This window comes from Paenibacillus sp. G2S3 (assembly GCF_030123105.1).
Lineage (GTDB): Bacteria > Bacillota > Bacilli > Paenibacillales > Paenibacillaceae > Paenibacillus_AQ.
This window is the reverse complement of sequence record NZ_CP126095.1, coordinates 2,180,434-2,200,767: the sequence shown is the minus strand read 5'-3', so window position 1 is coordinate 2,200,767 and position 20,334 is coordinate 2,180,434. Positions and strand designations below refer to the sequence as shown.

The window sequence follows — 20,334 nt, the reverse complement described above, 5'->3', positions numbered from 1 at the left end:
ACCACCTAAGTTTCACTATGAACATTTAAAAAACAGAGTTTATCATACACTAAACCGTTCAATTCACTCGCTTATAGTTATAAAATCCTACGATTTTGTGACAAGCTGGGACATAAAACCTAGAAATACACCTATTCGTTTTTAATTTCATAAGAGCAAAATCATTTCGAAAAACAGCAAAAAGACCTCCTTGGTTTCCCAAGAAGGTCTTTGAGTTATGGTTAGATTTTGCCGTTTAAGCTCCCACCTGGAGCAAATAATCGTTCGATATGCTTTTGAACCGCTGGATCCGGAATTAATGGTGGCGCTTGATGAGGTTTTACACGCGCATCAATAATCACGTTATCACATGACCAATGCTTATACTCCGTAGAACTGTTCACACCATAAATATCATGAGAAGGATTACTGCGTGTGAACGTTGCCCATAGGAAATTCTCAATTCTTTCACTTAAAAACTCGCTATCATCACACACAATAATCATCGGACAAGATGGGAGTGCTCCCTGTTCTTGAATCACTTCGCTAAGCTTGTTCATTTCCTGCGCTGCTTCAGCGTAATTTGTGAATTTAGAGGCTTGAAGCGCCACAAGACCCGGCATCACCATTTTTGCATGTCCAAATTCTTGTAGCTCTTGAAGAATGTCAGGAACCTCTGTACATAGCTCTCTTTTCTTCTCCCCAACTGCAGCGAAAATCACCTTACTTCCGCTGTTTAATCCTGTGCCGGAATAATCAAGGGTATCAATCGTTGTGTTCGTATAGAAATGAATATCTCTGCGAAGATTAATTCGCTCTAGGATATATGTCAAGAAATCCTCAACATCATGTGTGCTGATAGGCTGTTTCTCTTCGGCTGTAATAAACAAGAATTTAGCCAAACTAAGCTGACCTGTGCCTAATATCCGATTCGCGATCGTAAGAATCTCCGCTGGCTGCTTCACTTGTTGATAAGGCGTATAACGTTCACTGCCAATCGCAAACAGAAGGGGATGAACTCCCGCAGCATCGACTGCGTGAACTTCTTTAACGCCCGGGATTTCTTGGCGAATAGCTCCGCCCGTCAACTCGTGAATTAACTCGCCAAAAGCGGTATCCTCTTGTGGGGGTCTGCCGACAACCGTAAATGGAAAGATTGCATTCTTTTTAGCGTACACTTTATGTACTTTCATAACTGGAAAAGGATGCACCAAGCTATAATAGCCTAAATGATCGCCAAATGGCCCTTCTGGCTTCGTCTCACTAGGATGAATTTCCCCTGTGATCACAAAGTCCGCATCATTGCTGATACAATATCCATCTACATAGCTGTAGCTAAAATGACGTCCCGAAAGTAAACCGGCAACGATCATCTCACTCATACCCTCTGGCAATGGCATTACAGCCGATAACGTATGCGCTGGTGGTCCGCCGATAAAACAGCTCACTTTAAGCGGTTCTCCTTTTCGATTAGCTCTTTCTTGATGCACGCCGATACCGCGATGAATTTGATAATGAATGCCAACCTCTTTATTGAGCTCATAATCATTACCATTCAACTGCACACGGTACATCCCCAGATTGGAGTTCATAATGCCTGGCTTGTCTGGATCTTCAGAATACACTTGCGGCAATGTGACAAAAGCGCCACCATCCTCTGGCCAATGTGTGATCAGCGGAAGATCAGAAATACTGATTTCCTGAAAACCACTTGGTAAACCCCCTGGCTTTTTGATAGGCAATGCTTTTCTCGCGGATAGTCCGGTCCCTACATATTTAAAAGGATTTTTGAGTGCTTTTACTGGATCGTTACGAAGTGCAATTACGTTATGTGTAGAATTCCAAGTACGCCGAAAGATAAACTTACTGCGCTCTAGGGTTCCAAAAAGATTAGATACGGCACGAAATTCCGAGCCTTTTACATTTTCAAATAATAATGCCGGTCCACCGGCTTCATAAACCTTTAAGTGAATCGCGGCCATCTCCAGATAAGGGTCCACTTCTTCACGAATACGAACCAAATGTCCATGTTTCTCTAAATCATTAACACACTCTTCTAAATTGCTATATTTCATTTCATTACTCCGATCTCTAGAAGGTTATTACAAGATTTCTTGGATGCTTTAATTATACCCTGTAACTTTTTAAAATAAAGCGATACCCTATGTACTAGAACATCTCGTAGTTATCTTGTATTCTCAGGTTTAGGTTCATTTCGCAAAATATTTCTAGCAGGAATCCCTACTGCCGAAGCATTATCCGGCACATCCTTAACCACAACAGACATGGCTCCGATATTAACATCGTTCCCCAGTGTAATCGGACCTAGAATCTTAGAACCTACTCCGATAAACGCTCTATCGCCAATCACGGGCTCTCCTAAGTTGTTTCTCCCTCCAATAGTCACTTGGTGAAAAATAGTGGCGCTATTGCCAATCACCGCTTTAGGACTAATAATAATGCCATTTAATCCATGTGGTAAATGAAGTGCATCACCAATTTGAGCACCTGCATGAAGCTCTCCATTCGCAACAATTCGGACAAACAGCACATCCATGATGCGATATAGGAGCCACAAAGGTTTGCGGATCAGGCCACTTTTCACCCGATAATACACCCAATTTCCAAAACGATAAGTAAACAAAGCCATAATCGTTTGTGGATTTTTTAGATTTGCTTTCCAGTCCGTTTTGAATGATTTCATCATTGTATCGTCCTCCTATTAAGGGCAAGATATGAACTATATTCTCGTGAAATGAAAGCATTAGTGTGGTGAAAAATATTCTGGGAGGATCGCAGGATGGAGAGTCATTCGGGTGATTGTACTTTCACTAGTGTAAGTTAGATTCAGAGATTCATCAAGCAAGTGACCCTTCTCTATAAATATTCATCAACCGATTATAAGCTACCTAAACAACAACACGCGCCGAAGTATTATCGGCGCGCGCTGAATGCTATCTTTTCTATTAAATAAGATCCAAAACAATCACGTTCACAGAATGGGCAGCTAGATTTACAATTGCAGTGTCTTTATCAAATACGATTTCTTTTTCAACTGGAGTAACCTTCTCATCATTTTTTCTGTTCACATTAGGTGTGTAAACGAGCGAAGCATCTCCCGTTAAAGTAATCCATTTACCGGTAGCAGCTACGCTTAAGCCTTTTAGATCAAGTTGTGTTGATTTTTCTACACGATCCGCATTCACAAGCTTCACATAAAGATGCTTATCATCTTTAGTAACGGAATTGTATACTTCTCTGTTATACGCTTCTAGCTTATAATCAAGCACTTTACTTGTCGTCTTGCCATCTGTATAAGAGCAAATCAAATGCTTACCGTCTGCTCCACCATAATTAACAGTGATGGTATATTCCGTATGATCCGCTAGCTCTTGATAGCAACTAGCTCTGAGGTTACCAGCAGCGGTACTAGAGGAATAATCGCCGAGCGTATAAGCCTCAATTCCTTGCTTGTGCACCTTAACTCCTGTGGCATCGCCGTTATAGCCAATCGCATATTCGATAACATCTTTATTTTCCGGTGAGATTTCTGTCAGACCTGCGCCTACATAGAAGCCATCTTCGCCAGAAGCTTTTTCAGCTACAACCTCTACTTTATAATTAGTCCAAACGTCATTAAGGATATACAATCCGTTCAGTCCGCTATTCTGTGCCTTCAAGACTAGACCTTTGGAAGGATCAATCGTATATCCGGCAGACCCAGGAATGACCTTCCAAGCTTCATGCAGCGGCTGGGTGAAATCTTGCTCTAACAAAACGCTACCATCCGTATTCGAAGTAACCTTCACTCGCTTCACAACCACAGATGCTTTTCCAGCAGCCACTTCAATACCGCCGTGAGGAATGAGTTCTACCTTTTCACCGTTGCGGTATGTCGAGAACGATGTGCCAACTACTTTGGTGCCGAGATATTTAGCATATAGCTGTTGAACATAATAGTTCGGCGTGTACCATACAGTTTCATCATCAAACCAAATACAATCTGGTGTCCATCTATAAGTACCATCTGTAAGTACCTTATTGAACAACGGTGCTGTTGCCGCTAGTCTAATCACATCAGAGTTATTCTCGAAGCTGGACATAATCGCTGCCTCAGCAATCGCTCCTGCCAATGTATTTTTATCTGTCGATGCATATTCACCCACAAAAACCTTCGAAGTTTCAGCCTCGTCCAAGCTGCCGTCTTCTTTATAGGCTCTGTAATAGTAATTGTAGCGATCCCCATTCTCTAACAAATACTCGTTGGAACGGTAGTAATGCTCGTCCGCAATCGTATCCATGTAGTTTTTTTGTTTCTCATACCAGGTAACCGTCTCTTCAATACTCGATGTTCCATCCGTGAAGCTGATCTGTTCCGAGCCCTGTAGATTTCCGCTTAGGAATTTCCAGCCTTGTTGATAGGCATCATCATCTGCTTGTGCTCCAACCGTAGAAAGAATGGTCAGTTCATGATCAGGGTAGTTTTTCACCATATATTCATCAATCGTTGTTTTAAAATACTCGAAGTTGGCAAAAAACTCTGTTCCCCAGTTTTCATTCCCCACGCCCAAGTAACGCAGGTCAAACGCTGCTTCATGGCCCATATTTTTACGCAAAGCGGCCCACTCGTTATTGTCAAAATCCATGCTAATCGCGAAATCAATCAGATCCGTAAAGTTCTTCACATAATAATCTCTTAACGCACCGCCAGCTGGATTCGCATAATCCGAACGAGCTTGACAGAGTACGCCGCAGGCCATAACTGGAAGTGGTGTTGCGTTCAAATCCTCAGCTAATTGGAAATACTCCATATATCCAAGACCCATGGTCATCATATAGCCCCATACATTATAGTTCTCTTTGCGAAGCTCAATATCGTTGACAGACTCTTTCCAATCGTACACATTCTCCCAAATGTGAGAGCCTTCAGAAATACAGCCCCCCGGGAAACGTAAGAATGTAGGATGAAGATCAACAAGCGCATTCACTAAGTCTTTTCTTAATCTATAGTTCGAATTCCCCTTATAGTTAGCGTGAGCTGTAGCAGAACGTTCTTCTTCCCCAGCGCCCCAAACATCTTCCGGCATTAAGGAGACCATATCAATGGAAATCTCACCGTTAAAGGTTAACGCCAGCTGACCGAGTACAGTTTCAGATCCTGTTAATACTAGCTTAGACTCTACACCATACTTCTTCCAGTTACCGTCACCGGTCACCTCAACTACCGTTGTATCACTAATGGCTTTACCCTCTTTGTCGAGCAATTGCAGGGTGATTGTTCCCGCTGCCTCTGCCTTCGCCCAAATCGTGAAGTTATACTTAGCATCCTTCTTAATAAACATCGAGCAGTGCTGATTGGAATCTGCAAAGCCTCTATTCTTAATCGTCGCGCCATCTGCCACTGTCACATAATGCGCATTCATATCTTTATCTTCGATTCCGAAGAAATCGTTCAAGCCGCCTGTATGATGAACCGTCATTTTGTCCGTGTCACCGGACCAAGCATGAAGAGGTGTATAATTTCTTCCTGTTGAAGTCCCGTGCACACCACATACATGCGAATAGCTGTCAAAAGCAAACGACTCAAAGGAACGATTCTGCACTAGCTCTGCATAAATTCCACCATCTGCTGCATTATTAATATCCTCATAGAAGAGGCCATATAAAACTTCGCTAACATCCAAAATCTCATGGTTTCCATCGATCGTTAAGGTGTACGGTGGCAAACCATCTGGGAGCACAGAGACAGTGAAGCTCTTTTCTACGGTACTGTCACCTTTTTTCAAAACTGCTGTAAGTGTTACGCCTTGAGCAGATTGGACGGTTTTGTTCACAACACCCGTATTAGAAATAATCGCCGAATCGCTGGATACCCAGGACACGTCAACTTTTCCACCCATGAGCGAAGCTGGCAATTCGATATCTTTGGTGATGATCGAGCTAGTGAAGGTTAAATATTTATCTTTAGCGAGCTTCACGATATCTTCATCAGTCAAAGACTCACACATAATCTCAATGACTTCGTCCTGTGTTAATCCTGCTTTATATACACGGAAGTCCGAAAGAGAACCGCCAAAATCTACATCTGCAGCGTACTGGGACTTGCCGATCGTATTGTTACTATAATTCACTTGATCCTCAAATGTAGCAAACCACGTACGTAGCTTAGCATATGTACCGCTAGAGGTCTGACTTATCATTCCATCCGCAACGATCTCACCATTGACATACATCACAGGTCCTGCGCTGCTAAGTGTTCCACCTTTTGTGCCTGTGACTGCAAAAGCGACGTGCACCCATTCACCAGCAGCAAAGGATTTCCCGGGATCTGCAACTAAATCTTCCCCAGCAAAGCAACTTCCCCGGAAATTTCGTGTTAAGAAAATATAAGGTCCTGTCTCACCTTTGCCGAAATCGAACAGTCTTTCCCATAAGCTCCCGGCAGTACTTACATGCATCCATGTCGAGATAGTAATGCCCGTTTGGTCGCTTACCTCTTTAAGGAGATCATCTGGCAACGAAATATAGGATGTGCCATGTTCTCCACCCGCTAACGAAACAGCACTTCTACCTGCTACAGTCTGAATGGATGGCAGCTTAGTGCCTAAAGCGGTTCCATCATTCCCATTCCCTGAGTAATCCTGACCCACATGATTGGGATTATCAAACTTATAATGCGCTATCAAATTACCATTAATAGATTTGTTACTGTTGTCATTGTTCATAGAAGATCACCTGTCATCTTTTATATTAGAAATCATAAAATCTTAACCGCTCTACTCATCACTACAACAAAATCGATCTATCTGTAGATCATTTTCCCTTTATACGAAACATAATAACATACTTTATAATCAATTAATATATTAACTAATTAATATTTGTGTGAAATAAAAGAAAACTTTTATTATAATTAAAGATTACCAAATAGCCCCTTTTATTCATGATAAAATGAATTTGAATGTATGAAGGAGAGATGAAATATGAATAACCGTGTAGGTTTCGAATCAACAAAACGCGATTTATTTACAATTGAATGTGAAGATATCCTGTTACGAGAGTTTAGAGTGGAGGATTTAGACGAGTTTCACGCACTTACCACGCAGCCTGAAATCATAGAATTTCTGCCCGACTGGAATGTCCCTAAAGAACAACGGCTAGATTGGTTAATAAACTATGAAATAAAAGAAAACCAACAGTTTCTACAAGCGGTCTCAGCGGATGGAAATATCGGGGAGCTTCGTCTTCGTTTAGGCATTATTTTAAAAGAGACGAATGAGTTTATCGGTTGGTGCTGTACAGGAATGAAGGATGAATTACCCGCTCCGAACAGAGAAATCATGTATGCCATATCCAAGGATCATCGCGGCAAAGGATATACCACACAAGCTGCCAAGGGGTTAATTAAGTATTTGTTTGAGCACACCTCTACCGATGTATTAAACGCTATTGCGCTGGTACACAATACACCCTCAAATAGAGTCATACAAAAATGTGACTTCGACTTAATTAATGAAATTACGATTGAAAATGAAAGTTATAATTATTACCAGCTTTCCAAGCGGTAATGAATAAGAAAGAGCTGCCTGAATAATCTCAGGCAGCTCTTTCTTTAGTTACAATTAGTTTATGAATTTAATGGATTGTAGAGATTGTTTAAGAATCTTAACCGCTTGTGCACGAGTTGCCAACGCTTTAGGAGCGAAGGTAGTCTCTGTCATCCCATTCATAACCTGGTTAGCGATTAATTCGGAGACAGCTGCTTCAGCCCAGCTTCCAATAGATCCTTTATCTTTATATGAAGCTAAAACATTACTTGAGTTCGATGCAGATGAAGTATAGCCTGCATAGGTCAGTGCACGAAGCGTCATCACTGCCATTTCTTCACGGCTGATCGGTGCTAATGGGTGGAAGCTGTTATCTTCAAGCCCATTTACAATCTTCGCATCTGTTGCCGCGGCAACAGCGCCATAGAACCAATCACTTGTCTTCACATCCTTGAACTTCACAGCTGTCCCTTGAGCATCGAGCCCAAGTGACCGTACAAGTAAGGCTGCGAACTCCGCTCGTGTAATTTGCTGTTCAGGTGCAAAACGTGTAGAGGTTTCACCCTTAACAATTAATTTAGAAGCAAGAAGTTCAATATCGCTCTGCGCCCAATGACCTTTAATATCATTAAACGTAACATCAGAGTGAATGACTGTGTAGATGCTGTTTCCATTTCGTTTCATGTCTGCCAAAGCTTTGTTTCCTGTTACTGTAAAGTAAGTAGGCACGAATACAAGCTCTCCACTTGCTTCGTCAAAACGGACTCCGGTACTAACCCGTGGATCAAGTGCTGTATCCAGCGCTATCCCTCTGGATACATAAGTCGTACCAAAGTTATTAAGCTTAATCGTCTTGCCATTACCTTCAGCGGTGATTTCAAACTTAAATGCTGGACTTAGCAAGCTGCCACTCTTTTGGTTGGCTGCTTGATTAATAAGACCGGCTTGTTGTTCATCCACTTTAGAAATCACTATAGTGATGGTGATATCTTTTATATCCACACCCAGACTTCTTAATAACTCTGCCGTAGGAATCACACTTGAAGGAAGGGTATAGAAGAACTGATTACTCTCAATCTTCAGACTGGAGTTCAATCTAGAACCATCCGTTGGTGCAAATGCCTGTAATGGAAGCTGAACCTGAATAGGATTCGTGGAACCTTGAATTCCTAATACCACTTGTGAATGACCTAGTAGGGCTTGAGTGAGCGAATTCGTATCAATAGATACTTTATCGTACGTCACCCCCTCCTTACCCAATTCAGTTTTCGTTGCAATCTTAACGTTATCCAACTGTGCTGAATGACTAGCAGGTACTGGTGTAGCTGTCGCAGTTGCTGTCGGTGTTGGTGTCCACACCGAGCTAGGTGACGTTGGATCTGGTGTTGGTGATGGTGTCACCTCTGGTGTTAGCGTTGGTATTGCTGTTGGCGTCGATGATGCTGACGGTTCTGGCGTCGACGTTGCTGTCGGTTCTGGTGTCGACGTTGCTGTTGCTGTTGGTTTTGGCGTCGACGTTGCTGTTGGCTTAGGTGTCGACGTTGCTGTCGGTGTTGGCGTTGGCGTTGCTGTCGGTTCTGGCGTCACAACCGGTGCTTGCGTTGGTTCTGGTGATACTGTTGCCGTAGGTGTTGGCTCATCTGTACCTTTAGCCAGTTCCTTCGTATTCCGCACACGGATACGAGTTCCTTCTGTATTCTTACCGGTAATTCCTACTGCGATCAGTGTATCACCCACAGCTAGTACCGGAACAGGCCCACTTTGCTTCACGATATATCCATCCGCAAAAACAAGAATTGGACCAGATCCATCATCAATAACGTAGGAGTTCTCATCAAACTGAGAAATTACCTTACCTGCAACCTTCACTAGCAGCCCTTGATTATTATCCGAATTAGCCTGTTCTGTAGTTAATGTAAGTGGCTGCACCGGATCCGTATGTCCTGTTTTAATCACATCCATCGCGAACGAATCAAATTCAAGCTCATAGTTGTTCTCGAATAGCTTCGTCTTTCCGTAAATTCTGACTGTATCCCCTTCAACCAAACTTTTCTCAGGAACTTCTTTAAAGGCCATAATCCCCCCTGAAGCGTCCTGAACATAGAACGCATCGAAGAAGATGTCCGAGCCAGTGACGACTGTTCCCTCAACTACTCCAGCTGTTCCTTCTGGTTGTGTTTTAAGACTAGCAATAGTGTCGATCTTCGTTTCTCTGTGAGCGAGCCAATTGATAGAATTCAATCCAAGTTCATTGTTACCTTTAGGATTATAAGATTCATCCAATTGCTTATCATTCACAAAGTTCATGCCGGAGACAATAATGCGCCCTTTCCCTACTTCTTCTGAAGCAATTGCAGGAATTGCCGAGCCACCAATACCGTCATCGATAATATCATAAACGTATCCGCCGGCAGCGATCTTATCTTGGTATGTCGTTTCATTACCTGATACAAGGATGGTTACTTTATCCGTATCTACTAATGCTTCATGTCCAACTTTTTCCAAGCTAGCACCACTATAATACTCTACCGTCAATGCACGATCCGTAATATAGTTTTTCACTAATCCTGGATGCAGTCTAACTGTATATGTGTTCGTTCCTACAGGTTGAGACCAGAAGTTACCTTCAGGACTGGTATCAAAAATACCGTCATTACTCACCTGAATCGTAGATCCTATCTTCGCTAGTAGATCATTACTGATGGTAGGTCTTGAACTACCGTTATTACTTTTCTCTGTTAAGAACAATGAGCCTCCACGCGCTACAAAATCAGCAATTGCCGCACTTTCAGCATCCGTTACAGCAGCTGAAGGATGTGTAAACATAAGGACACTTACATCCGTCAACGTCGCGTTAGTAATCGCTCCAGTATTTTCTACGACAGTGTAACCTTCCTGCCGAAGTTGGGTGGTAAAGCTTTTCAGATTATCTTTATACGTGCTTCCATCGGTCGATGTGTTCTCATTCTTATGCGAGGCATCGATCAATACTTTAATTCCCAAGGAAGCCTTGATGGTCACTTCCAATTCGAACTGATTATCATCTGGTGAATCGCCAGGCGGCGCATCTACAACTGCAATTAATTTATGATTGCCTTGAACTGGATTGGACCATAATACTTGCGCCGTTGCCGTACCTTTTGATAATACGGAAGGAACTACAACTTCATTAATCAAATGAGCCGAGTCAACAACATCATAATAGAAGTGAACTTTAAGATTACTTAGATCCTGCGATCCAAGGTTAGTTAATCCCGCTTCCAAGGTAGTCGGACTACCGGAAACCAAGCTGTTGCCTACAATATTAATACCACTGATCTTAATATCTGTAGTTACATCTTGTGACCAAATTGGTGCGGAATAAATTTGCTCTCCGTCCATTTGTGTTACCTTCACAACGAACCATTGTTGACCGCCTGATACTTCGACAGAAGGACTCCAAGTGAAATCTTTGGTCATTGGTTTTGCTGTTTGGATAATTTTGTTGCCATTAGTGATCAATTCTACCTTAGCAACACGATCATCTGATTTATAAGAACTGCTGAGGTAACTATATTCAGGTTTGCTCTTATCTTCTGCAACATCATCTTTTCCTGCGATGGAGAAGTTAAGGGTATTACCCTTTACTGTTGCGCCCATGTAACTACCGTTCGCAAGAACATCTAACGTAAAGTTTGGATCTTCACTCATGTACACGCGCATATTACGCATCGACTGGAGCAAGGATTCCTGCGTCAAATCATCGGATACGATTACTGTTCTTGCATTGGTCTGACCCCATGTACCATCATGGTTATCTTCACCATAAGTTGGGGCTACATGCCATCCCAGATCCAGTGCTTTGAAGTATTTACTCTCTGCATTCGCATAACCATAGTGACCTGATCCATTCCCCACTTCAAACATGGTGAACAATTTATCAACATTTTTATCATAGGGTGCGAAGTTATTAAATGCATTTGCTGACATATCAGGATGATTGAACTGGGCCACGATATCGTCATACGTCAAAACCCATGCATAATACTTACTCAAATCTTGATATTGACCTGAATTCTGCTTACGATCAATGAAATTGTCGGTTCCAAATACGTTGGAGTGACCCCAAGTAGTTGAAGTCATTTCAAACGCTGGGAATACAACAAAGCTATCATTTTTAGTGTATTGCTTCGCTAGATCCTTCGTTAATTTCCAATCTGCTCCACCCGTACGTTCCGGTTGACCTTTATGATCTACGGTATCCGAGCCTACCATCGCAGCATCAATATCATGCGAATGGTCTGAAAAAGCGAAGAAATCATAGTTATGTGCTTCGGCCGCCTTCAAAGCGTCTTCAGGGGTACCCGCAGCATCATGTGAAATATTCGTGTGATTATGAGTGGTTCCACGATAGTGGTTACCACCTGTAAAGATAGGTGTAATTGTAAAGGTCCATTTATACGTTCCCGCATTATGCTTGTTATCACTAACATTCACGACAACCGTATGATCACTAATCGCAAGTTCGCTACTATTAGTAATCATAATGGTATCTCCGTTAATGCTAGCTGGAACAGTATTTCCATCCAGCTTGACTACTAATGTGGATGCATCCAAACCGCTTGGTTCATCATATTTCACGGAAATTACTGGCTGTCTATCTTCGATCTTCGTACCTGACATTGGAGTTTCTTCGAAAAACTCAGGTGCAAATGTATCTTCAACCACAGAAACTTTAAAGGGTGCATCCGGTGTACCCGACTGCTTAGTGACTTCACCCATCTTAGCTTCTATGTAATACTCAAAACTATTACCTGAAGCAACAAAGCTAGAATTCAAATGTGCTGTGTAGCTGCTGCCATCAGTACTATTCATTGGTAATGAAGCATATACCCCACCAATGGTTCTGTAGTGAATAATTACAGAATCAGCATTTTTAGCTTTAGCGGCAAATTGAATTTCCGCATTCGCATAAGCCTGTGTAATCGCTTGATGCGTAAGAGCAAGTTCTTTAACTTCTTTTACATCTTCGATAGACCTAGGAAATACCTGATACCCACTCTTAAAAGTAGTACCTGACACATACTGACTGAATATCCCGGTAAATGTGTAAGTTAAATCCTTCTCCAGCTTCGTCGGAACATCAATTCCACTAGCTGTAGTGACACGAACCGTAATCGTTTTATTCGTAACCGTTTCTGCAACCGTAATGTTATATCCATTACCAGCCATTGCTGGAATGTTAGTGATTTTACCTGTGAATTGTACTAATGATCCTTCCAGTGGTTCTGCCTTTGTGTAATTGATTAGATCTAACAAAGTAGATTCTGTTGGGGTAGGAAGCGTGGCCTTACCATTTTTAACAACTTTCGTTGGGGTAATTTCAGTTAATCCGTTATAAAATTGAATCGCTCCTGTTACTGTCACTAAATCACCTTGTGTGACGGTAACGCCTGTTGGAAGGGTTCCAAAGACCGCGATTCCTCCTGTAGCATCTTGCATGTAGAACGTATTACTTGCAGTCAATTCGTTATTTCCGATAACTACACCTTGAATGGTAAACACTTGATTAATCTTGTCTGATTTACCATTGCTGTCATTGGTGCGTAACGTGCCGATCGGTGTAATAACCGATGTGTCTTCTTTTGTAACTACAGTTCTAGGCCCCTCCAAATTTCTACCATTAGAGGTTACGGTCAACTGTGATACATAGACATCATCTGAACCGCCTTTAAGAGTAAATGTGAAAGCTCCATCTGCTCCTGCTACAACGTAATCTTTTCCATCGGCTGTATTGGAGTATCTGTTTCCATTTGTGGAGCTATTGTAGCTGTAGATTGTTGAATTAGGAACAGCAGCACCTGCCACACCTACAATTCTACCTCCACCTTGGGAATCAAGATAATAGTTAAGCTTGTCCGGATTAAGTGCTGCACTTGGCGCAGCCAAACGTATAACTACAGGATTACTTGCACTTTTATCTAGATCTTTAGCCGTTAAATAAACTTGCGTACTGCCGCCTGTATTATCAAAGGTTAAATTGTTAAATGCCCCTGACGCATCTGCATAAACAGCATTCGTAACCGCAACTGAACCTGTACTTGGATCATTTAGATACAAGGATACATAAGTGTCTGCTGTAACAGACGCAATATCTCCAGTAACTGTACCTACAGTACCTTGGTTAGTAAATTGAATGTTTTGTCCCAGAGGCTGCGAGCTTTTAGTAATCACAACAGCAGGGGTATCGTAGTTTCTTGGAGCAAGTACAGATGCCACTATGAAATCCGTACTGTTATTATCCGTATCTAGTCCAGCGCCTTTGCCTGGTCCAGAGTTGCTGCCGTCCTCTGATTTACGTTGTGCACTTGTTGAATTGCTTAGAGAAGCTGTCTTTGCTCCTTCGAATTCGGTAGCATCACTACCATATCCTAGGAAGTCAACGACTGCTGGATCGGAGATCCCAGTGATTGCAGTCTGAGTGTTTGCGAGTGCAACCTTTCCGGATTTTGCAGCTAAATCAATAGAACCTGTTACATCAGCTGTAACAGGAAATTCAGCAATTGTATTGGCTCCTTTTTTCTCCTGAATCAGCAGAAAACCATGTGCTTTAATAACTTTACCTGTTAAAGGTGTTATGGCCGTGAACTTTCCGGCACTTGAAGCATATTGAACTGCATAATCATTCAAATCTACATTCTCGTCGGTAGGGTTATATAGCTCGATAAAATCGTAGGAATATGGAGCCCCTGAGTTCCCTCCCCCACCAAAAACTTGACTGATTACCACATGCGCAGAAGCAGCTCCTGCAACCTTAGGCAAGAACAAGCCTTGTGGAATCATGGACAATAACATCAGTATAACCAATGCTAAACTTGTCCGTTTTTTTACTCTCATAAACTTCAAACTCATGAACAAAATTCCTCCTTGTATAACATATCCAGTTATACTATTATAATAAACGAACTTTGTAAACGAGTTATTATTCTAATATTTAGTTATGTTAAGTTTTATTAAAAAATATTAAATAATCACAATTCTTATTATTCCATTCCCTTTAATAATTGACCTTTTTTATACATTAATTAACACTCCAATGACAATTCTAGCTTATCATCAACTGTAATAACTTCATTACAATACATAATGATCTTCAAGGGGGAACTTCTTTGTCAGCTCGCAATATCCGCTCCAACGTATTTAAATCTTTGATCTTCATCGCAATTCTTCTTATCTCTTTCACTTCTTCTCACCTAACTGCTTCAGCCCATCCTCTAAGTGCCAGTTATACCACTGTTACTTTTAATAAGGACAAGACTGATTTTTCATTTTCACTGGATGTTATCTCGATTATTGAAAGTATGGATAACATAGATACCAACGGAAATGGAATTCTGGAAGAGAATGAAATCGAGACCAATAGACATCGTTTAGAAGAATGGATCGAAGATAGTGTCATTTTGGAAATGAATGATCAACAACAAGCTCCCGAGCTTCAAGACCTATTCCTTGATAAAAAAGGGGATAAAGAAGTAGTGACTTGGAATTTTACATATCCAGCCTTTGAGCCTGGACAAACCATCGCAATCAATGATGGCTTATATTCACAAGCTACAAGTTCACCGTATGTCAATTTAATTACTGCACATAACGGCGATCAGACTAGCGAAACCGTACTGCAAGGAAAAGAGCGCACGTGGACCATGCTTCTAACGGAGGATCAACAGGAGCAGCAATTAACATCATCTACCAATTCGTCTTCATCAGGTAATTCTGGGTCCTCATCCGATTGGTTTTCTTTTTTTAAACTGGGAATGAACCATATTCTTACCGGCTATGATCACCTATTATTCCTGTTCGCTCTATTATTAAGAAAACAAACGCTTAAACAATATGCTGCAATTATCACGGCTTTCACTTTAGCACATAGCATTACGTTGACACTCGCAGTCCTTGGCTGGATCTCCTTGCCTTCACGAGTTGTTGAATCTGTAATTGCACTCAGTATTTGCTACGTTGCACTGGAGAATATTTTCCGTAAAAAGATACGATTCCGCGCACTCATAACTTTCCTGTTCGGACTCATTCATGGTATTGGCTTTGCGGATATTCTTCAAGAAATGAACTTGCCAAAAGCACATTTGGCTGTAGATCTGGTGAGCTTTAATGTAGGAATTGAATTTATCCAATTATGTATTGTTATTGTTTTGCTTCCGGTGCTTATTTTTCTCCAAAAAAGAAACTTCTACAAGCCCGTCGTTGCCTATGGTTCTTGGTTAATTACTGCACTTGGCGCCTTTTGGCTAGTGGAGAGATTGTTCTTCTAGAATAAATCCTATAGTCTCACGCAAAAAACCTCTGTATGGGAAATGGAGAATGCGATCCATTTACCAAAACAGAGGTTTTTTGTGTTGATTCAAGATTGTTGCTTCATACGAAGCATTTGCGCTAGAAGCTGTTCCACATCTTTTTCCGGGAATGACGTCATTAGCGTGTCTTTAAAGGTTTCTTGTGCACGGATGAGCTTTGCTTCACCTATGGAGGTTAGGGAGGTATAAATACTTCTGCGATCACTATCGCATGCTTTTCTCTCTAAAGCTCCACAGCCCTTGGCTTCAAAACGACTAACTAGCCGTGAAACCGCACTTTGGCTTAAACCAACCATGGATTCGAGTTTCTGCAATTTCAGTTTTTTCTCTGGGGCCTCCGACAAGAATAATAACAAGTAGAACTCTTTTAAAGATAAATCATGATTCGCTTGCAAATTAACTTCTAATTCATTCGTCACATTCATTTGTATATGTGTTAACGTCAACCAATTCGCAATAAGGTCATTGTTAAGAATTTTGTCCATCTATCTATTCATCTCCTGAGCGTATGACTATTCATGAATTTTTTCTTCTATATAATAGTACTACACTCCACATCCATTGTGCCAAGCTTAATCCAAAAAAGAGAAAAGACCGTTTCTCCAAGAAGTCGGTCTCTCCAAATGATATCATTTTATTTCGATTATAATTATACTGCAAATACTTTGAGGGTAAGGATCAGTCGCAACTACAGTGAATGTTTGGACTTCCAGCCGCTGTTGTCTCCGGATTTCTTAATTTATACCGATTATAGCGGTTGAAATCCGGAGACAAAGGCGGACGCTATCGCTCCTAAAGTTCCAAAATCCTCTTCGTCACTCCGTTCCCATTCCCAAGTTTAATTTCATTTAATTCTAGGAAATCCAAAGGCATACTGGCGAGGAATACCCGGGTCTTGCTGAAGCTCAACTCCAGCCTCTAAGGTCCAATATGGATTTCTCAGCATCCCCCGACCAACTGCAACAAGATCTGCTTCCTCATTCCCAATCACTGCATTAGCAAGAGCGGGTTCGTCCAATCTACCTACAGCAATCACTGGAACATTCAAGCCATATTTGATTTCTCTTGCCAAAGGAACTTGATACGCCGCATGTGTTCCTGGCTTGCCAGCAGCCGCGATAGGACCTTCACCACCTGCACTGATATGGAAAATATCTGCGCCAGCTTCTTTATAAGCTTTACTAAATGCCAAGCTTTCTTTAATGCCGTATCCGCCCTCTACATATTCTTGTGCTGAGATACGCATGATCAATGGCATTCCTTCAGGCATTTCACTTTTCGCTGCACGAATGATTTCAGTACCAAACAAGGTCAAATCTTGGCCATATTCATCTGTTCTTTTGTTCGTTAGTGGTGAATGGAACTGATGAATTAGGTAACCGTGCGCACCATGAAGCTCGATAACATCAAATCCCGCTTGAATCGCACGCTTCACGCCCAACCGGAATTTCTCAACCATACCCTTTACTTCTTCAGTCGTTAGGGCACGTGGTGTTTTGGAGTTACCGTCAAATGGAACGGCAGATGAGGATACAGGAACCGCTGCATCTTCAGCCTTACGCCCAGCATGAGCAATTTGAATACCTACTTTTGCTCCATAGGAATGACAAGCCTCAACAATTCTAGCCAGTGCAGGAATCTGTTCATCGGACCAAATACCAAGGTCAAAATCAGTAATTCGGCCATCAGGCTCTACATCAGTCATTTCAATAATAATTAATCCTGTTCCTCCAATGGCGCGGCTTACGTAATGATTATAATGCCAATCGGTAGCAATCCCATCCTTGTTAGTCACTGAATACTGACACATTGGAGGCATAACCACGCGGTTCTTCAATTTCAAATCCTTCATTTCATACGGGGTGAACAAGTTCTTCATGATCTCTCTCCTCTTTATAAAAAACTAAATTTATTATGAACATTAAAAACATGTTTTAGCAGAAATTAATTAATGTATGCTCATGCATGTATATTATTATAGAATATCTATGGTGTCAACCATGAATGTCTCCTGCGAATTAATAGCTCCACGTATTGTTGAAATCTTTGTCGCAAGGTAATATATGGGTATCTATTTTCTTAGAAAGGATGAACTCACAAGTGGACAAAAAGCTTTTACAATCACATAGCATCTTTCCTACCCTGAATATTGAGCGAACGGCTGCTTATTACAGTCAATACTTAGGCTTTCAAGTTGTGCCCTATTTAGATACGGAGGAACCGCATATTTGTCTGTATCGTGATGATACTGAAATTATCCTGACTCAATCCCAAGGACAAAGAGTTATTCCTAATCGAGAATTGTATGGCTATGGTTACGATGCCTATTTTATTACGAAACAGCAAGAGCAGCTGGAAAAAGAATTCGAAGCCGCTGGTGTTAACATTGTCCGAGCATTAGCAAACACCGACTATAATAACAAGGAATTTGTTATTGAAGATATCGATGGGCGCTGGATTGCTTTTGGGATCAAAGGATAAGAAAAAAAACGGCCCTCGGCCGTTTTTCTTATTTTTAAAAGAGTCCAAATATCTTCTTACAGCTATTTTTACGGGTAGGATTCAGAACATCGGTAACCCCAATTTTATTTAACTTATTAAGTAATTCTTCCTCGCCATGCTTAACTTTATAATCTAACTCTTCTCCATAAAGCGGGATTAAAGTATAGAAGTGCACCACTTTCTCGCTGTTCATTTCCAAATTAAAAAATCCAGCTTTATCTTCAACATCTGGTACCCACACGAACATCCCTTGAAATCCTGTATCCACACTATAAGGCTGTACTGGATTACCGTTGACTAGCGTATGACCCATATAGAGCCAAGTATTATATTTATGTGGAAACCTAGCCGTTGTTTTTAGGGCACGTACAGGCCAATAATTTCTTTCATCCTTAAAAGCCTCATCAGACAGCTTCCATGTAGGAGGTAGACAAATCATTAATTCAGTATATTGATATTCTTCTGCGCCATCCGGAACCTGCATCGCAAATTCACTCATTCCTGATGTAATTAAAGTATAGTAATTCCGCTCAGGCGTCGGGTTAACAATTAGAATATCAACGGACAGAGCATCTGAAATAACCTCTTTAAAAACATTATCAATTACCCCTATGTATTGTTCAATATGAGTACATATCATCTGATGAGACTGAGCAGAATGCATTCATAATCCCCTCCTTTATATATGTTTATCGGTATAAACGAAGGAGAGTTTATTGCTAAATTACAGAATTTCTTCTCCACTACCATTGATCACACAGAAATCACTATATTTATGGCTAATTAATGTAGAATAAGCATTCCCCTGATTCAATAGATGCTCTTGAAAAAAATTAGCTACAAGCTCATTTATCTGATTATGAATTCCACATGTTCTTTGATACAAAGTCTCGTCCTCCTCAAAAAGAGGCATATCACTAAAGGACATATGTGTAGCCTTCCGTATTTTCAAAAAAGATTTATATCCGTTCCAATTCTGAAAAAGCTTCTCTTGTCCTTTGATGAAATCTTTTGCTATTTTCTCCTGTAAAATATTACTTAAGGCTTCTAATGTAGAAGCTTTTTGCCTTAATACAAGTAGGGGTACCGTATTATTCTTCACTTCATTCTCAATATATATATGCATACTTGCATCTAATAAAACTGCGGCTTTAATTCTATCAACTTCCATAGTTAAATCTAATGCAGTAGCACCGCCGATTGAATGTCCAACAATGCCAACCTTATCCATATCGAAAATCCCCATCATATCCTCAGCCTTAGAGTTCAGATTGGATAGGTAATCCAAGACATACTGTATATCTTTTTTTCGAATAGAAATTAAGTGATGTAATTCGGTATAATCTGTAGCCTGTATTGTCCTCATGACCTCTGATTGATTCATAAATTCTCCACTTGGAAAAACTGTAAACATCGCTTCATAAGCAGCACTGACGGTTACCACTATGAATTCTCGCTTTACTAGTGATTGTATATTGTAAATATACATATCTCTATCTAACCCTAGTGCAGGAGAGTAGATAATGACAGGATAGGATCGTTTAGATTTTCGTTGCAACGCTCCCTCGCTGATTGAGGTAGATAATCCATCTATGATATCCATATTCATACCAATATCTTGTAGAATTGCTCTCGCTTGTAGTTCACAGGGGTGGAAAAGTTCCATATATTTGATTTCAGTTTCGTCGTTATTAAGCAAACCATCCGTATCCGGAAAATAAATACTTATCACGATTTTTCTGCGCTCTGACTCTTCTTGGAACGTACCCTTGCGCGTGTAATCCGTTAATACTTCAACTTTTCGAAAAACTCCCATTGTTCCATTCCATCCTTTCTCATTCAGTATATTTTAATTTATTTTCCTATTTATTGGAATGGATTCCCCTTAATGTCCATACTAATGTCGATTGCTATGAATGGAATCAAGTTGAATGAACGGTTATAATACCTAAGTGCAG

Annotated in this window: 11 protein-coding genes; 3 read left to right on the top strand and 8 right to left on the bottom strand. The window is 41.0% G+C overall.

The annotated features are described in order from the left end of the window. Positions 1 to 221 precede the first annotated feature (221 nt). The 3 genes from QNH28_RS09370 to QNH28_RS09360 form a co-directional block, all read right to left on the bottom strand. Positions 222 to 2,054 carry a UbiD family decarboxylase gene (locus QNH28_RS09370; RefSeq protein ID WP_283911119.1) on the bottom strand — a complete coding sequence of 611 codons (1,833 nt, stop codon included), beginning with the start codon at positions 2,052 to 2,054 and terminating at the stop codon, positions 222 to 224. Between the two features lie 110 nt (positions 2,055 to 2,164). Beyond that, entirely contained in the window at positions 2,165 to 2,686 is a 522-nt protein-coding gene (locus QNH28_RS09365) for a serine O-acetyltransferase (RefSeq protein WP_283911118.1), read from the bottom strand. 259 nt (positions 2,687 to 2,945) lie between these two features. After that, positions 2,946 to 6,704 (bottom strand): alpha-L-arabinofuranosidase C-terminal domain-containing protein, encoded by a 3,759-nt coding sequence (locus tag QNH28_RS09360; protein WP_283911117.1) that lies wholly within the window; start codon positions 6,702 to 6,704, stop codon positions 2,946 to 2,948. A 258-nt stretch (positions 6,705 to 6,962) separates the two neighbouring features. Between QNH28_RS09360 and QNH28_RS09355 the strand changes: the two genes are divergently transcribed. Then, positions 6,963 to 7,547 carry a GNAT family N-acetyltransferase gene (locus QNH28_RS09355; protein ID WP_283911116.1) on the top strand — a complete coding sequence of 195 codons (585 nt, stop codon included), beginning with the start codon at positions 6,963 to 6,965 and terminating at the stop codon, positions 7,545 to 7,547. Positions 7,548 to 7,601: 54 nt separating this feature from the next. Here QNH28_RS09355 and QNH28_RS09350 read toward each other — a convergent pair whose 3' ends face one another. Continuing rightward, positions 7,602 to 14,417: a DUF4350 domain-containing protein gene (locus QNH28_RS09350; RefSeq protein ID WP_283911115.1), complete on the bottom strand. Its 6,816-nt coding sequence runs from the start codon at positions 14,415 to 14,417 to the stop codon at positions 7,602 to 7,604. Between the two features lie 257 nt (positions 14,418 to 14,674). Between QNH28_RS09350 and QNH28_RS09345 the strand changes: the two genes are divergently transcribed. After that, positions 14,675 to 15,832: a HupE/UreJ family protein gene (locus tag QNH28_RS09345; RefSeq protein ID WP_283911114.1), complete on the top strand. Its 1,158-nt coding sequence runs from the start codon at positions 14,675 to 14,677 to the stop codon at positions 15,830 to 15,832. Positions 15,833 to 15,921: 89 nt separating this feature from the next. Here QNH28_RS09345 and QNH28_RS09340 read toward each other — a convergent pair whose 3' ends face one another. After that, positions 15,922 to 16,359 carry a MarR family winged helix-turn-helix transcriptional regulator gene (locus tag QNH28_RS09340; RefSeq protein ID WP_283911113.1) on the bottom strand — a complete coding sequence of 146 codons (438 nt, stop codon included), beginning with the start codon at positions 16,357 to 16,359 and terminating at the stop codon, positions 15,922 to 15,924. Positions 16,360 to 16,718: 359 nt separating this feature from the next. After that, positions 16,719 to 17,753, bottom strand: coding sequence for an NADH:flavin oxidoreductase/NADH oxidase (locus tag QNH28_RS09335; protein ID WP_283911112.1), 1,035 nt, complete (start codon positions 17,751 to 17,753; stop codon positions 16,719 to 16,721). Positions 17,754 to 17,974: 221 nt separating this feature from the next. Between QNH28_RS09335 and QNH28_RS09330 the strand changes: the two genes are divergently transcribed. Then, on the top strand, positions 17,975 to 18,355 hold the full coding sequence (locus QNH28_RS09330; RefSeq protein ID WP_283911111.1) for a VOC family protein: 381 nt from the start codon (positions 17,975 to 17,977) through the stop codon (positions 18,353 to 18,355). Between the two features lie 34 nt (positions 18,356 to 18,389). On the opposite strand, the gene QNH28_RS09325 is transcribed toward QNH28_RS09330, so the two are convergent. Together QNH28_RS09325 and QNH28_RS09320 are read right to left on the bottom strand one after the other, a co-directional pair. Next, on the bottom strand, positions 18,390 to 19,040 hold the full coding sequence (locus tag QNH28_RS09325) for a suppressor of fused domain protein (RefSeq protein ID WP_283911110.1): 651 nt from the start codon (positions 19,038 to 19,040) through the stop codon (positions 18,390 to 18,392). A gap of 60 nt (positions 19,041 to 19,100) precedes the next feature. After that, on the bottom strand, positions 19,101 to 20,192 hold the full coding sequence (locus tag QNH28_RS09320) for an alpha/beta hydrolase family protein (RefSeq protein WP_283911109.1): 1,092 nt from the start codon (positions 20,190 to 20,192) through the stop codon (positions 19,101 to 19,103). Positions 20,193 to 20,334: the final 142 nt, after the last annotated feature.

Coding starts and splice junctions, on each gene's coding strand:
- QNH28_RS09350 (WP_283911115.1), bottom strand. CDS start 14,417: ATGAGTTTGAAGTTTATGAGAGTAAAAAAACGGACAAGTTTAGCATTG.
- QNH28_RS09370 (WP_283911119.1), bottom strand. CDS start 2,054: ATGAAATATAGCAATTTAGAAGAGTGTGTTAATGATTTAGAGAAACAT.
- QNH28_RS09340 (WP_283911113.1), bottom strand. CDS start 16,359: ATGGACAAAATTCTTAACAATGACCTTATTGCGAATTGGTTGACGTTA.
- QNH28_RS09360 (WP_283911117.1), bottom strand. CDS start 6,704: ATGAACAATGACAACAGTAACAAATCTATTAATGGTAATTTGATAGCG.
- QNH28_RS09320 (WP_283911109.1), bottom strand. CDS start 20,192: ATGGGAGTTTTTCGAAAAGTTGAAGTATTAACGGATTACACGCGCAAG.
- QNH28_RS09325 (WP_283911110.1), bottom strand. CDS start 19,040: ATGCATTCTGCTCAGTCTCATCAGATGATATGTACTCATATTGAACAA.
- QNH28_RS09365 (WP_283911118.1), bottom strand. CDS start 2,686: ATGATGAAATCATTCAAAACGGACTGGAAAGCAAATCTAAAAAATCCA.
- QNH28_RS09335 (WP_283911112.1), bottom strand. CDS start 17,753: ATGAAGAACTTGTTCACCCCGTATGAAATGAAGGATTTGAAATTGAAG.
- QNH28_RS09355 (WP_283911116.1), top strand. CDS start 6,963: ATGAATAACCGTGTAGGTTTCGAATCAACAAAACGCGATTTATTTACA.